The following is a 13,661-nucleotide window of genomic DNA, read 5'->3' on the forward strand; positions in this document are numbered from 1 at the left end:
ACTTTCATTAATCATCACTTTTTTGTTTTGTCATTGCTTTAATTGTTTTTAGCTGGCTATCAAGCGCCGCTAATGTACTTTCTAATTTTTGATACTTCTTCACAATTTCATCTTGCTTTTGCAAGTTTTGCGTCTCAATATCTTTAATCTTTTTATCTAAATCACTTACACGTGAGTCAATATTTTTTACTCTCTCACCGACTACACCTTTATCACCAAATAGTTTATCAAGCGGCTCTTCCATCATTTTCCCTAAACCGTTAGAACTAAAGAAAAATTGCTTCGCTGCATCGGGTTTTTCTTTTAATGCTTGTGTTAATTTTTCATCATTAACTTCCATCGTTCCATCTTGCTTTAATTGAATACCAAATGTGAATAAATAATTACCATCTTGAGAAAATGTTACGACATTGTTCATCGCTTGACGTACACTTTGCATAATGGCTTGACCTTGGAAAGCCCCACCTTTACCAGCAAAGATATCTACTGTAGCAACAGCTTTATTATAATCTGCAACCATCTTTTTAATAATATTTGATGCGTCTGTTACGTTTGAGTCATTTACTGTGAATTTTAGATCTATGCCTTTTGCTTTTTGATCTACATCTGTACCAGTTCCGCCTTCTGGTTTATTTTCCACCTTTGATTCCGTTACTTTCAATAGCTCAATCTTTACACCTGGCAATGCTTCAATTGTATTACTATCACTTTTCCCCTCAACACCATTAATGCTGTATTTTGCATCTAACGCTTCATTAATAGTATTTAGCTTCATCTCTGTCGTAGGTTTGTTATTCTCATCTATACCTTCCACTTTCGAATAAAACAAATCTGTAAGTACATTAGGCGGTGTCTTTTCTAATTTAATTTCATTCGTTGCCCCTTCTTTTTTCGAGGTCATGAAAATTTTATTTCCAAGTGTATAAGCTGATACGCCATAATCTCCATCATTAATCTTATTAATTAAATCTTTATATGTCATATCAGTTGTTACTTTTAATTCTTTACCGCCTAGTTTTAATGTTTCATCTTTAGGAAGCTTTGCATTTATATCTGTAATGTCATTTGAAGCTATTTGATGACGCTGCGCTAGCTGTGTAATTGTCATATTAAAAGTTCCTGCAATCGCACCACCATCAGCTTTTACATTTATATAACCATCTTGTGTTGTCGTTACTTTTTTCTCATTCCCTTTAAAAGCCGCTAAGTTTTTAAATGTTTGTGTGAAAGAACTAAATTCTGATTTTAAGCTTGTATATAATAATTTATCATTTGTAAGGTCATTCTTTTCTTTCGTATATGGTGTTTTCCTCATATCTAACGCATTCATTTCTAATTCGACGAAGTTTGACGTATCGATCATATTATTTCCGAGGTTCCAAATTTGTTGTCTACCACCAATACCTGTCATCGTTGTTCCTGCCATTTTTCTCACTCCTTATAAGTTACATGTAGTCTAAAATACTCGTTTTACTCATCGTACTAACTGCTTTAAGCGTCGCTTCATACGTTGCATTTATATACGCTAAGTCAGAAATTGCTACCGCTAAATCGACATCCTCAATTTCTTTACGATTTTCTTGAAGCGCTAAATTTTGCTCGCTTAAAATTGTTTTAAATGTTTCCATTGTGTTCATTGTTGAACCAACTTCAGTTGTACGGTTAATGATGCCATCTAAGTTTTTCTTATTTTCTCCTAATAACGGTTGTAACGCTTTTTGGTCACCTTTTTGCATCGCTTCGCTCATCTGTTTTAACGTTTTTATAACTGGAGATAATAATGCTTCTCCGTTACGAAACGCTTTTAATTCATAACCGTCATTTAGTTGCCAATTTACATCATTTTTTCCACCTTGGTATGTACCATCTTCTGTAAATGGTTGCTTCTCCGCACTATCACCACCGAAAATATAACGACCTTGCTCTTTCGTATTCGCTAAATATACAACTTGTTTTAAAATTTGATCAATCTCTGCACCGATGGCTTTCAATTCTTTTTCACCATTTGGCTCATTTAATGCCTGCACCGTTAATTGATCTGCTCTCGTTAAAGATTTAAAAATACCTTGTAAAGTATTCTCAGTTTGTGTTAATACATTTTTCGAATCGGCTAAATCTTTTTGCATTTGTTCCATATTTGCCAATGAATGTTGAATTGCAAATGATTTACTTGCTGCTAGTGGGTCTTCACTCATAAGAAGGTTTTTCTTCCCCGAAGTTACTTGATTTCGGTGATATTGCTGTTGCACGTTCAAATCCATTAACTGATTCTTTGCCCAGCTTGCATTTTGAAATGTAGATACTCTCATCTCTCTCTTCTCCTTTATCTATATTTGAATTGGCGTTAAGAAGAATCCACAGCTTCCTATCGCTATCCTCTTAACTCACTTAACCTACAACTATTTTATATTTCTAGTCTCACATCGATTGGGCCAATGATAGGCATTGAACGCCTCTACCATCCGTAGGTCCTCTTTCTAACCATAAAAAAGAGGGGATTTCTTTTCTAATTCACATTATCTAATAATCGAAAATAGACTATCAAACACTTCATTCATCGTAGTAATCGCTTTAGAGTTCGCCACGAAATATTTTTGGAAGGCCATTAAATTTACCATTTCCTCTTCCATATTTACCCCTTCGACGCTCATCTTCTCTTGCTGAATACCTTCTAATAAGTCTCCATGAATTTTTTGATAAGCATTCACTGCACTTTTATCAGAAGCTACACCTACTATGAATTGGTCTAATGCTTGTTTATTAGAAAGGCCTTCTTTATAATCGCCATCTGTAATTGCTGCTAGTTTATTTGCTGTTTCAGCAGATATTTTCATTTTCGAAATGTCTTTTGCAAATTCTGGATTTAATTTCATATCTTTCGCATAATCGCCAACGAAGAAATCTTTTCCCATCACTGTATTCACTTGATTTTTCACTGAACTCATTAAACCTTCAAGGTTTTTTTTATATTCAACAATCTTCGCTTTCGTATCAATCGCTGATTTTATTGCCCCGCTAGTTACAGAGATTTCTGAACCGTAAATCTCAACTGACATTGGGTCTTTTACTTTATTTAATTGAAGTGGATATGTATCTTGTCCACTTACTGTTAAAACACCATTCATTCTAACGCTCGCAATATTAGGATTCATAGATTCATAAGATACTTCTATATTGGCATACTTAGACATCTCTGTAACGATGCGATCTCGTTCGTCTAACAGTTGATTCGGTACTTGTGTGCCTGCTTGTCCAATTTTTTTATTCGCTTCTGCTAAACTAGCAGCAAGACGATTAAATTCATTAACATGTGCTTCAATATCTTCTGTCGTCTGTGCTTCCACTGTATCTAAATTTTTCGCAAGACGATTTACTTGGCTTGTGAACTTCCCAGTTTCAGAAATTAATGTATCGTAGTAATTTGGTTGTTCTGGATTTTTTGCCACTTCACGAAAAGCATTAAAGAAGCCGTCCATTAAACTAGATAACGAATTCTTTCCTGTCGTCCCAACCATAGATTCTACTCGTGATAACGTTGAATTCATGTAGTTATAGTAAGAGAGTTGCGATAATTGATCATTAAACTGTTTCGTCTTCACTTCATCAGTAATACGATCGACACCTAACGTTTGTACACCGTAACCAATTCTCTGTTCTGGCGTATGACCATTGCTTGCTCCAACAGATCCGTAATTCACCATTTGACGCACATAACCCGGTGTATGAATGTTAGACAAGTTTTGTTTCGTTGTTTGTAACCCCATTTGAGCCGCTAACATACCCGATAGCGGTGTATTATAATCAGATAATCTCATAAAGCTTCACTTCTCCTTTACAATAGTTCATTCATAAAGATTTGCGAATTATTGTTTCGCTCCAAATTATATTCAGAAACGGAATCCACAATACTTTCTGTAGTTTTTAATAGTACGTTTAAGTAATATTGATTTTTTAAAAGAATCATTTTTACATTCTCTTCTAATTCAACTACTTTTTTTTGTATTTTTTCCATTTTTTCAATTTCTTCATGGGAAAAATACGAAAATAACGCACTCACGCGAGATGGTTCAACACCCTTTTCTTTACAAAACTGAACAACCATTTCTTCAAATGCGCTCGATAATCCTTTTAAACCATCAATGTACTGCAATTGCTCTACTTGTAACTTTTGAACTGCATTTACATTTTTATGTTTTAAATTCTCATATATTTGTTCTCCAAGCGTTTGAATGTTTTCATATGCTTTTTGAATAATAACGAGCTTCTCATATAATTGTATGTACATATAGCTTCCTTCCTTTTACAAGACTAAATTTACAATTAAACCATGGATTTCTCCAATTTGATTTAACATTTCTAAATGTCCAGTTTTTGTATTAATTAAGTTCATCACATCTTCTAATTCATTTAATCCCATTTCTGCCTGTTTCACAATCGTCATTTTCTGTGAATATCCGTAACGCGGATGACGAGACATAACGTCTTTATATTGCAATACATTATCTACGTAAAAATTCAAAAATGATTTCACAGTATTTTTGTATTCCATGACATTATCAAGCGTTAATTCCATTTCAATTTTCTCTTTTATTTCTCCAATATTATCGACAAACGCTTCCATTTGTTCTAGCAATTTATCTTTTTTCGGATCTGCATGCAAATTATCCGAAAATGCAAGTCCTGTCCTGACATTTGCTTCTTTCGGCATTTGAGTAGCAGGCGGTATATGCGATAAAATTGGATTATGCGAGATAGAACGTAGCATATATATCACCTATTTATTTTTTTATTTCTTCCTAAACTTAATCGTAAAATCCAGTTATTTATAATTATACTCTGAACAGTAATATTTTGCAGTTATTTTTTATAAAAGATATGTTACAATTTAGCATGAGGTGGCACAATTCTATGAATATTTTTCTTTGTGGTTCAAATCAATTAACGGCATTAGATCAAGATGAAATTAAAAAATTTTTAACTGACTATGCTCACAAACATAAAATTTACATATTATGTTATAAATCTATCGAAAATGAAGTTCTTCGTTTTTTCATCGAAAACGAAAGACTCGCTCAAAATTTATGCCTTTACACGCTACAACCGTTACAAGCATTAACAGATGAATTTCAAGAAGTCGTTCATTACTTAAAAAAACACGGAGCCGAGTATGTTGCTTTTGATCATCCTTCCGACTCCATTTATCGATCAGATTTTATGTTTTTTGTAAAACAAATTATTGAAGATACCGATTTAGTTCTCTGTTTTTATAACGGGGACAAACATACATCTGTCATTCCCATTGACGTTGCAAAAGAAGCGGGTATTGATGCTGTTATTTATGATTTACCAGGTTTACATGAAAAACAGATGAAAAAAAGCTTTGAACAAAAAATTCGTATGATGTAAAGGGGGAGGCACAATATCATTATTGTGCCCATTGTAAATATGATAATTGAACAAGATTATGATCATTTTATCGCGAGTTTTAAACAACAATTCAATATGGATATCGCTTCGTATAAACAAGATAGAATGCGCCGTAGAATCGATGCTTTCATTTCAAGAAAAGGATTTGACAACTACGTAAATTTCTTAAATCATTTACGTACCGATCAAAATTTATTTTTAAGTTTTATAGACTATATTACAATTAACGTTTCAGAATTTTTCAGAAATAAAGAACGCTGGCAAACGTTAGAGACGAAAGCACTGCCAAAATTACTTGAACAAAATAATGGGAAATTAAAAATATGGAGTGCTGCTTGCGCTGCCGGTGAAGAACCATATACACTCTCTTTAATTTTATCAAAACATCTATCTCCATTTCGCTATGAAATTCAAGCAACGGATCTTGATTTTCATATTTTAGAAACTGCGAAACGCGGTCAATATACAGAACGTTCTTTAAAAGAATTACCTATCGATTTGAAAGAGCGTCATTTCACAAAAGAGAATGATACATATTCATTGCATCAAAACATTAAGCAAAACGTTTCGTTCAAACAACATGACCTCTTAATGCAGTCATTCGATACAAATTACGATTTAATTATATGTCGTAATGTAATGATTTACTTTACAGAAGAAGCAAGAGTAAAGCTTTATGAAAAGTTTAGTCGTTCTTTACGAAAAGGCGGTGTACTATTTGTTGGTAGCACTGAACAAATTTTAACACCTGAACGTTACAACCTTCAGCGGTTCGATACATTCTTCTATGAAAAAATATAAAGCGAAACTTTAATCAGCCCATACCAATCGGGCTTTTACGGGATTAAAAAGGTCGTCACAATGAAGTGACGACCTTTTTATATAACTCGAATTAAAATGATACCAACAATCCATATAAAGAGAAAAAGAAACGTCATAGACCATTTATGTTCTTGCATTGTATGTTTCAACGCCTGTGACAATTGTGTCATATTCATTTCTGCGAGCGCTCTCCATACACTGACATCCCGATCTTTTGCCGTGCGGTCTGTAACGCTAATTAAAATGGTTTCGTTAGACAACTTCGTTATATAAGCAGTAATAACCGTTACCATTAAATTTATATTTCCTTCTGAAGAATCACTCTCCACTCTAGAGATAAGTGCACTTATATCTAATAACGGAATATGTACCTTTCTACCAAATGATAGTTGTACTTCAGCGAAATCATATGTTCCATCTAATAAAGGAAGATCTTTTATATGCGCCTGCTTAACAAGTCCTTGTAAACTTCTAATTACTTGTTCAAATATTTTTTCTGTTTGCTTACCTTCTCCAGATAACGTATGTAACTTTTTAAAGAGTTGTAACACTGTATCCATCTCTTTAGAAAGTATTTCCTTCATAATTTTCCCATCGCCTAAACTTGCAAGTAAAATGCCTATTTCATTATTTTTCGAAATGATTTTAGACTGCCCACTAAACACTAAATTACTATGCTTTCGTTCTTTCTGTATTTCATGTTCCGAAATAGCTGCAGGCTGTTTTAATGGTTGTAGCGTCTTATTTTCAACTGTCGTACGGTTAATTTCCATTTAAATGCCTCCACTACTACGAAATAATTAGCCCCATTCTTTATTACTCTTTAAAACTAAAAATAGTACAAATAAACCTGACATAATAGTAAACACATTAGAAGCTTGTACTCCTTGTTCACTTCTTTCTTCTTTCTTATCTTCTGGCTCTGCTTTCTTTTTCGAAACGTCTTGCTTGTCATTTTTACCTGTTTTCTCTTTTTGAGCCTTTACATTACTTACTTCCTTATTATCTGCCAATGGGTCTTTTATAACGTGAGGGAATTCCTCTTTCTCTTTCAATGTTTCTTGTATAAACTCATTTACTTTCTCGTCTTGCTTCGGAATTTGAACAACTGAAAGTTTTTCTTCTGGAAGCACGATCTCTACTTTCGAATCTTCTTGCTTACTAATTTCTTTCTTATCTTCTACTTTATTTTCATTCTCTTGCTCTTCTGTTTTTTTATCATCTTCCATTTTTTGTCCCAAAACAGAAACGATATATTCACTTTCCGCAACAAGTTTATTGCCTGCAGCATCCACTATTTCTACAAATAGTTTATATTGTCCATTTGGCAAGGCATCAGTTAGTTCAAATACTTTTTGCCAATCCATGTCACGCTTGTTGTAGTCTAATAAAAAGGGAATTTCTTTATCATCTTTCCCTTTTAATGTAACGCGCACTTCTTTCACAGCAGATTCTACATCGGCAGCTTTCACTCGTATATGTATAGAATCTCCCTGTTTCCGTTCAATTAAGTTCTCTTTTGCTTCATCAATAGTAACTTTATGTAACTTCGGCAATTCTTTATCTATAGTTGGTGTTTCATTTCCAATACGAACGAGCGGGACTTTCACTTCATTTTCTATGAGCTCTTCCTTCTCATTTTCTTTGTAACTTTGAACGAGATGAAGATTCCAATCACCTTGTAAATCAAAACTCTCGACTTTATAGTTAGCAATCCATCGCTTCGTTTCTTCATCATACTCAAAAGATAGCATTCTTTCTTGTGCATACTGCTCGCCATTTCTTTGTAACTGCAATATACCTTTCATACTTTGAATGTCTTTCTCGTTTGGTTCTACAGTAATCCGCATTTCTTCGCCAACTTTTAGCTCTGGCTTATTTACTGTAATAACACCTTGATCCGTTTCTATCTTTCTTTCGCTCTTTTGTTCATTCGTCACTTCTTTTTGTTCATCTTCACCTTGATTTATTTCTACTTGCTCTGGCTGTTCTTGAAGTTTCTTATTTTCTTCTATTACTTCCAATTTATTCATTTTTTGCTCTGGCTCAATTTGTTCTTCCGCCTGACTTTGCAGGGGGAAGAACAAGCACACATGTATACATAGCCAACTCATTAGAAAAAACTTTACGTTTTTCATCTACTCGTTCAAACTCCTATTTCAACGCCTTATAGCGATTTCGTCACTTTTACTCCGAAAAACCCATCTACATTTACAAGTTCACCATATGCCACTAATACATCATTCACATAAATTCGAATCGGTTCATCAATATCTTCATCTAGTACAACCGCTTCATTTTCTTGTAAACTTAATATATCTTGAATGGTTTTCACAGTACTTCCAAATACAAATTTCACGTTCATTTCTACATTTTGTAGAATGGATGTATCCATATATACTGGCTCAATTTGTTTTACTTCTTTAAATTCAATAGGTTGTACAACTGGTGCCGCAATTTCTTCCTCTTCAATTTCTTCCGGGACAATCTCTTCTTGCTCCTCCACCATTGGATACAGAAGTCTTCTTACCATTTCTTTCGCTTCGGAAATGGGTAAAATTTGATACATTTTCGATTGAAGAAGATCGCCAATTTCAAGATTGAACGTAATTTGAACGAGTTCGTCCACTTCCATTGACTCTCCCAAGTATTCCATTTCTTCTTTTAACGTTACAAATTTGACATTTGGCGGCGTCATGTCCATTTTTTCTTGAAACATTTCCGACATCGCTGTTGCAGCATGCCCCATCATTTGGTTCATGATCTCTTTAATACCGCTTAGTTCTAATTCACTAAGCTCTTTTTCCGGATCAACTTCCCCTGTTCCCATCATCATTAAATCTACCATTGTTAAGGCAACATCTTTCGTAAATACGAATACATTCTCATTCTTTAGCCCTTCAACAAAGTCGACATTTAAAATGACAAATGGCACTGGTACTCCATCATAATGACGAACATTAATCGCCTCTACATTTGGTGTACTAATCGTGACTGGCTGATTTAAAAGCGTTGATAATACCGTTGAAGCTGAACCGATTGAAATGTTCGCAATTTCACCGAGTACATCTTTCTCTTCTTGTGTTAAATGCTCTTTTTCAACATGTTCCTCTACAATCTCAGTTTCAACCAGTTCCGCCGGTTCATCTCTTTCTTCTACTTCACCAGATAATTGCAGTAATTTATTTATCATTCGTTTCGCATGTTCCACCGAAACAATTTGTACAAGTTTAGAGTTTACAAGATTATCTATTTTTAGATCGAACGATACTTTAACTATTGTGTTATTTCCAGTTATTTCAGAGATTTTCTCCATCTCTTCTGATAGCTTTACGACTTTAATTGTCGGCGGAGACATATCTACTGTATCTTGGAAGAATTCCGACATAGATGTAGCTGCGAATCCCATCATTTGATTCATCGCTTCTTGTACAGCACTTAGCTCTAATTCACCAAGTTCTTTTCCTTCTTCCACTTCACCTGTCCCCATCATCATTAAATCAGCAATTGATAGTGCAACATCTTGCTTAAGAACAAGAAGGTTTTCCATATCTAATCCTTTTGTAAAATGAATATTTAACACAACATGTGGAACTTCAACATCACTTGTATCATATAAATCTACCAATTCTACACGAGGAGCAGTAATGTTTACTTGCCTATTTAAAATTGTTGATAATACAGTCGAAGCTGAACCAAATGATATATTTGCGATTTCGCCAAGAATATCGCATTCTTGAGGTGTTAAATGCTCATTTTCTTTTTCTAGCACAATTGTGCTCGTTTCCCCGTTTGTGTGTTGCTCAGGCATTTTCCCTGCCTCCTCATTTCTGTTTTTCTATCAAATGATATAAAGTGACACTTTAATCAGTGGGACTTCTATCCATTCCTCACTGATTATTAACCCGCAACTAGCAGGATAAACTCTCAACTTATTACATTCATTATATTTTAACAAACTGATTATACAAATCGTTACTCTGTATTTATTTCCAGTTATATAATTATTTTTATACATTCATAATAATTAACCAAAAAGCTCCCCAATTGTATACAAGTGGGGAGCTTTCCTTCATTCCTATTATAAACCTTCTGGGTTTAAAATGAGGACCACTCGTCCATCACCGAGAATCGTCGCACCAGAGAAATAGTTAGAACTCTCTGCAAAGAAGTCACCTAATGACTTTAAGACGATTTCTCTTTGACCGATAATTGTGTTTACAATAAGCCCATAGCTACGATGTGTATTACGAACAATTAACACAGGAACCATTTGACCATCATATGACGCAAACGCCTCATCTACTGTTTTTTCACCAAATACTGTACTTAAATGTTTCACTTCAATAATTTGGTTACGATAATTTAACACATCTTTTCCTTGTAAGGATTGGATGTCTTCTCTCTTAATTCGAATTGCTTCCACAATATTTCCAAGAGGTAAAGCATAACGCTTATCGTTCGTTTGAACAAGCATAGATTGAATAATAGACAAAGTTAACGGAAGTTCAATTCTGAATGTACTTCCCTTTCCTTCCTCAGAATCAATAATTAAATGTCCACCTAAACTATGAATCGTATGTTTTACAACATCTAATCCAACACCACGCCCAGAAAGATCCGATACAACTTCAGCTGTACTAAATCCTGGTTGGAATATAAGATCAAACACTTCACGATCTGTTAATCTATTCGCATCTGCTTCTGTTACAACACCATTTTTAATCGCTTTTTCTAATACTTTCTCTTTATTAATACCGTTTCCATCATCCGTAATTTGAATAACGACATGATTTCCACTATGAAACGCCTCTAATTTAATCGTTCCTGTCTCATTTTTACCTGCATCACGTCGTTTTTCAACAGTCTCAACACCGTGATCAATTGCATTTCGAATTAAATGAACAAGCGGATCACCGATTTCATCAATTACAATTTTATCAACTTCAGTAGTTTCTCCTGTAATTTGTAAATCGATTTTTTTACCTAAATCTTTCGCTAACATTCGTACCATACGTGGGAAACGATTGAAGACCGTTTCAATTGGAACCATGCGCATGTTTAAAAGTACATTTTGAATATCTTTTGAAATATCTCCTAATCGATTTAAATGCTCAATTAATTCCTTGTTTTGAATCGTTTGTGCCAATTCATCAATGCGCCCACGCTCAATTACACTTTCTTCAAACATATTCATTAATGTTTCGATTTTCTCTAATTGAACACGAATGGAGCGATTCTCCACTTTAGCATTTTTCGTTTTTACTGTGCTTTTAGCTGGTATAGTATTAGCTGGTTGTTTCGGTGCTTCTACAGGTGATACAACCTGCGCAACTGCAGAAGATTGTATCATTTTCTCTATTTGCACAGCTTCTTGTGATGTATGTCCTTGCTTCACTTCTACTTTCTCAATTTCAGAAATATGAAGCACTACTTGTTTCAATTCTTCTACATTATAATCAGTATCCATAAATACTGTGAACTCAAATCCGAAAGCATCCGCTTCAATTTCTTCAATACTCGGAACAGTTTTTTGTATATTACCTACATTTTGCAATGCTTCTATACACATAATGGCACGTACTGCTTTTAAAATAGCTTGCTGTTCTACCGTTATATGTACTTCATGCGAAACTCCACCATCGTTACCTATATGATCTTGCTCTATATGTTCTGTAGGAGTTACTACATTACCGTGCAATAATGCTTCTAATTTCTGTTTAGTAGAAACTACATCAATATTACCCATTCCGCCTTGTTGTACATCTGCAACCATCTTCTCTAAATTATCAATGCACTCAAAAATCACATCAATAATATCCGCATTGACCACGATATTCCCATGACGGATTTCATCTAACACATTTTCCATCTTATGCGTTAAATCCGCCATTTCCGCAAATTCCATACTTGCAGACATACCTTTAAATGTATGGGCTGAGCGGAATATTTCTCCTACAACATCCATATCAGCTGGATTTTGTTCTAAAGTTAGCACATTTTCATTTAGCGATTGTAAATGTTCTTCTGATTCCTCAAAAAATATATTCAATAGATCTGTTTGCATTTTAATCCCCTACCTGTCTAACAAACATTTCATTTATGTATAACAATTTAGTGTTTTAAAACGAGAAAAAAGGGGGCCACACGTGTATCCTCTATCACTGTTTTGATTCCTTGTGGCACCCCTTTTATATTAGCTATTTGCTACTTTTGTTAAAGCTTCGATTACACGATCCGCTTGGAATGGCTTTACAATAAAGTCTTTCGCCCCACCCTTAATTGCATCTAATACCATACCTTGTTGTCCCATTGCCGAACAAATAACAACCTTTGCACTTGAATCAATTTTAATGATTTCTTTTAATGCTTCAAGTCCGTCCATTTCTGGCATAGTAATATCTAATGTTACAATATCAGGTTGAAGTTCTTTATACTTTTGAATTGCTTCTACTCCATTCTCCGCCTCACCGATAATTTCAAATTCAGAATTACTTTTTAATAAGTTTTTAATCATCGTTCGCATGAACATCGCATCGTCTACAACTAAAATTTTATGTGCCATTCTTTTTGATTCTCTCCTTCTATGTATAAATATATCTTAATATTTCACCTTATCATTCTCACTCATTATACAAAATAAAATGATAAAATTTAATATTTTTTTAAAAGAATTTTCGTATTTTTATTATTTTATTATTAAAATAACAATATACTATTCTTTTATATAAATAACAACGCGACGATTTTTCTCCCAGTTTTGCGGTGAATCATTTGGTACAACTGGCTTTGTGTCTGCATATCCTACCGCAGCTAACCTCTTATCGTCCACATTATACACTTCGATTAAGTGGTGAATCATATTAGCTGCTCGTGCTGAAGATAATTCCCAGTTAGAAGGGAATTTCTCATTATGAATAGGTCTACTATCTGTATGTCCTTCCACAACGATTGGATTTGGTACTGATTGGAAAAATCCGACTAATTGACTCATTATCTCTTTTGCTTCTGGTTTAACGTTCGCATCACCCGTATCAAATATTAAATTATCTACGATAACGACACTTACCCCTGTATCTTCTCGATATACATTCACTTGACTAATACCGTTATTATCTACATATGCTTTTAACTTTTTATATAATTCATCCATTCTCTTTTTTGAGATCATTTTTTCATCATTTTTTTCATGTGTTATATCTGGTATTGTATTTTCCATTACTTTTGCATCTACTTGCTCCGCATCGCTAAACTTTTCAAGCATCTTTGACAATTTTACTGCATCCTGCTTTGATGTAGCAACTAGTAATACAAAGAAAGTTAATAATAACATCGTTAAATCTGTAAAAGTCGTCATCCAACGAGGCGATCCCTTTTGCGGTCGTTTTATCATCATACCACTCCTTGAAATA

Annotated in this window: 13 protein-coding genes; 2 read left to right on the forward strand and 11 right to left on the reverse strand. The window is 34.1% G+C overall.

Annotation, left to right across the window (positions count from 1 at the left end; all coding sequences use genetic code 11):
- Positions 1-7 precede the first annotated feature (7 nt).
- The 5 genes from JDS95_RS06650 to JDS95_RS06670 all read right to left on the reverse strand — a co-directional run bounded on the left by JDS95_RS06650 (position 8) and on the right by JDS95_RS06670 (position 4,765).
- On the reverse strand, positions 8-1,426 hold the full coding sequence (locus JDS95_RS06650) for a flagellar hook-associated protein 2 (RefSeq protein ID WP_144467530.1): 1,419 nt from the start codon (positions 1,424-1,426) through the stop codon (positions 8-10).
- A 19-nt stretch (positions 1,427-1,445) separates the two neighbouring features.
- The gene (locus JDS95_RS06655) at positions 1,446-2,309 is read right to left on the reverse strand and encodes a flagellar hook-associated protein 3 (protein WP_001266434.1); all 864 of its coding nucleotides are present in this window, start codon (positions 2,307-2,309) and stop codon (positions 1,446-1,448) included.
- Positions 2,310-2,516: 207 nt separating this feature from the next.
- Complete coding sequence (gene flgK, locus JDS95_RS06660; RefSeq protein WP_199690340.1) at positions 2,517-3,815, reverse strand: flagellar hook-associated protein FlgK; 1,299 nt, start codon at positions 3,813-3,815, stop codon at positions 2,517-2,519.
- A gap of 17 nt (positions 3,816-3,832) precedes the next feature.
- Positions 3,833-4,285, reverse strand: a complete 453-nt coding sequence (flgN, locus tag JDS95_RS06665; protein ID WP_000275890.1) for a flagellar export chaperone FlgN — start codon at positions 4,283-4,285, stop codon at positions 3,833-3,835.
- A 15-nt stretch (positions 4,286-4,300) separates the two neighbouring features.
- Positions 4,301-4,765, reverse strand: coding sequence for a YaaR family protein (locus JDS95_RS06670; RefSeq protein WP_000946323.1), 465 nt, complete (start codon positions 4,763-4,765; stop codon positions 4,301-4,303).
- A 143-nt stretch (positions 4,766-4,908) separates the two neighbouring features.
- On the opposite strand from JDS95_RS06670, the gene JDS95_RS06675 reads away from it, so the two are divergent.
- A complete protein-coding gene (locus JDS95_RS06675) occupies positions 4,909-5,406 on the forward strand; it encodes a hypothetical protein (RefSeq protein ID WP_001020087.1) in 498 nt (165 codons plus the stop codon).
- Positions 5,407-5,445: 39 nt separating this feature from the next.
- Positions 5,446-6,228 carry a protein-glutamate O-methyltransferase CheR gene (cheR, locus tag JDS95_RS06680; RefSeq protein ID WP_000582868.1) on the forward strand — a complete coding sequence of 261 codons (783 nt, stop codon included), beginning with the start codon at positions 5,446-5,448 and terminating at the stop codon, positions 6,226-6,228.
- A gap of 77 nt (positions 6,229-6,305) precedes the next feature.
- Here the strand turns inward: cheR and JDS95_RS06685 are convergent, their stop codons facing one another.
- From JDS95_RS06685 to JDS95_RS06710, 6 genes are all read right to left on the reverse strand, one after another.
- Positions 6,306-7,022: a hypothetical protein gene (locus tag JDS95_RS06685; protein ID WP_199690341.1), complete on the reverse strand. Its 717-nt coding sequence runs from the start codon at positions 7,020-7,022 to the stop codon at positions 6,306-6,308.
- A 27-nt stretch (positions 7,023-7,049) separates the two neighbouring features.
- Entirely contained in the window at positions 7,050-8,387 is a 1,338-nt protein-coding gene (locus JDS95_RS06690; protein WP_085449968.1) for an Ig-like domain-containing protein, read from the reverse strand.
- Between the two features lie 29 nt (positions 8,388-8,416).
- The gene (locus JDS95_RS06695) at positions 8,417-10,060 is read right to left on the reverse strand and encodes a flagellar motor switch protein (RefSeq protein WP_001115037.1); all 1,644 of its coding nucleotides are present in this window, start codon (positions 10,058-10,060) and stop codon (positions 8,417-8,419) included.
- Between the two features lie 270 nt (positions 10,061-10,330).
- Entirely contained in the window at positions 10,331-12,316 is a 1,986-nt protein-coding gene (locus JDS95_RS06700; protein ID WP_199690342.1) for a chemotaxis protein CheA, read from the reverse strand.
- 129 nt (positions 12,317-12,445) lie between these two features.
- Complete coding sequence (locus JDS95_RS06705) at positions 12,446-12,814, reverse strand: response regulator (protein ID WP_000940571.1); 369 nt, start codon at positions 12,812-12,814, stop codon at positions 12,446-12,448.
- A gap of 150 nt (positions 12,815-12,964) precedes the next feature.
- Positions 12,965-13,642: an OmpA family protein gene (locus tag JDS95_RS06710; RefSeq protein ID WP_000596044.1), complete on the reverse strand. Its 678-nt coding sequence runs from the start codon at positions 13,640-13,642 to the stop codon at positions 12,965-12,967.
- Positions 13,643-13,661: the final 19 nt, after the last annotated feature.

This window comes from Bacillus cereus group sp. N24, assembly GCF_016483345.1.
GTDB lineage: Bacteria > Bacillota > Bacilli > Bacillales > Bacillaceae_G > Bacillus_A > Bacillus_A toyonensis.

Bases quoted from the DNA above. Each gene is read 5' to 3' on its own strand.
- JDS95_RS06650 (WP_144467530.1), bottom strand. From the start codon at position 1,426: ATGGCAGGAACAACGATGACAGGTATTGGTGGTAGACAACAAATTTGG.
- JDS95_RS06655 (WP_001266434.1), bottom strand. From the start codon at position 2,309: ATGAGAGTATCTACATTTCAAAATGCAAGCTGGGCAAAGAATCAGTTA.
- flgK (WP_199690340.1), bottom strand. From the start codon at position 3,815: ATGAGATTATCTGATTATAATACACCGCTATCGGGTATGTTAGCGGCT.
- flgN (WP_000275890.1), bottom strand. From the start codon at position 4,285: ATGTACATACAATTATATGAGAAGCTCGTTATTATTCAAAAAGCATAT.
- JDS95_RS06670 (WP_000946323.1), bottom strand. From the start codon at position 4,765: ATGCTACGTTCTATCTCGCATAATCCAATTTTATCGCATATACCGCCT.
- JDS95_RS06675 (WP_001020087.1), top strand. From the start codon at position 4,909: ATGAATATTTTTCTTTGTGGTTCAAATCAATTAACGGCATTAGATCAA.
- cheR (WP_000582868.1), top strand. From the start codon at position 5,446: ATGATAATTGAACAAGATTATGATCATTTTATCGCGAGTTTTAAACAA.
- JDS95_RS06685 (WP_199690341.1), bottom strand. From the start codon at position 7,022: ATGGAAATTAACCGTACGACAGTTGAAAATAAGACGCTACAACCATTA.
- JDS95_RS06690 (WP_085449968.1), bottom strand. From the start codon at position 8,387: ATGAAAAACGTAAAGTTTTTTCTAATGAGTTGGCTATGTATACATGTG.
- JDS95_RS06695 (WP_001115037.1), bottom strand. From the start codon at position 10,060: ATGCCTGAGCAACACACAAACGGGGAAACGAGCACAATTGTGCTAGAA.
- JDS95_RS06700 (WP_199690342.1), bottom strand. From the start codon at position 12,316: ATGCAAACAGATCTATTGAATATATTTTTTGAGGAATCAGAAGAACAT.
- JDS95_RS06705 (WP_000940571.1), bottom strand. From the start codon at position 12,814: ATGGCACATAAAATTTTAGTTGTAGACGATGCGATGTTCATGCGAACG.
- JDS95_RS06710 (WP_000596044.1), bottom strand. From the start codon at position 13,642: ATGATAAAACGACCGCAAAAGGGATCGCCTCGTTGGATGACGACTTTT.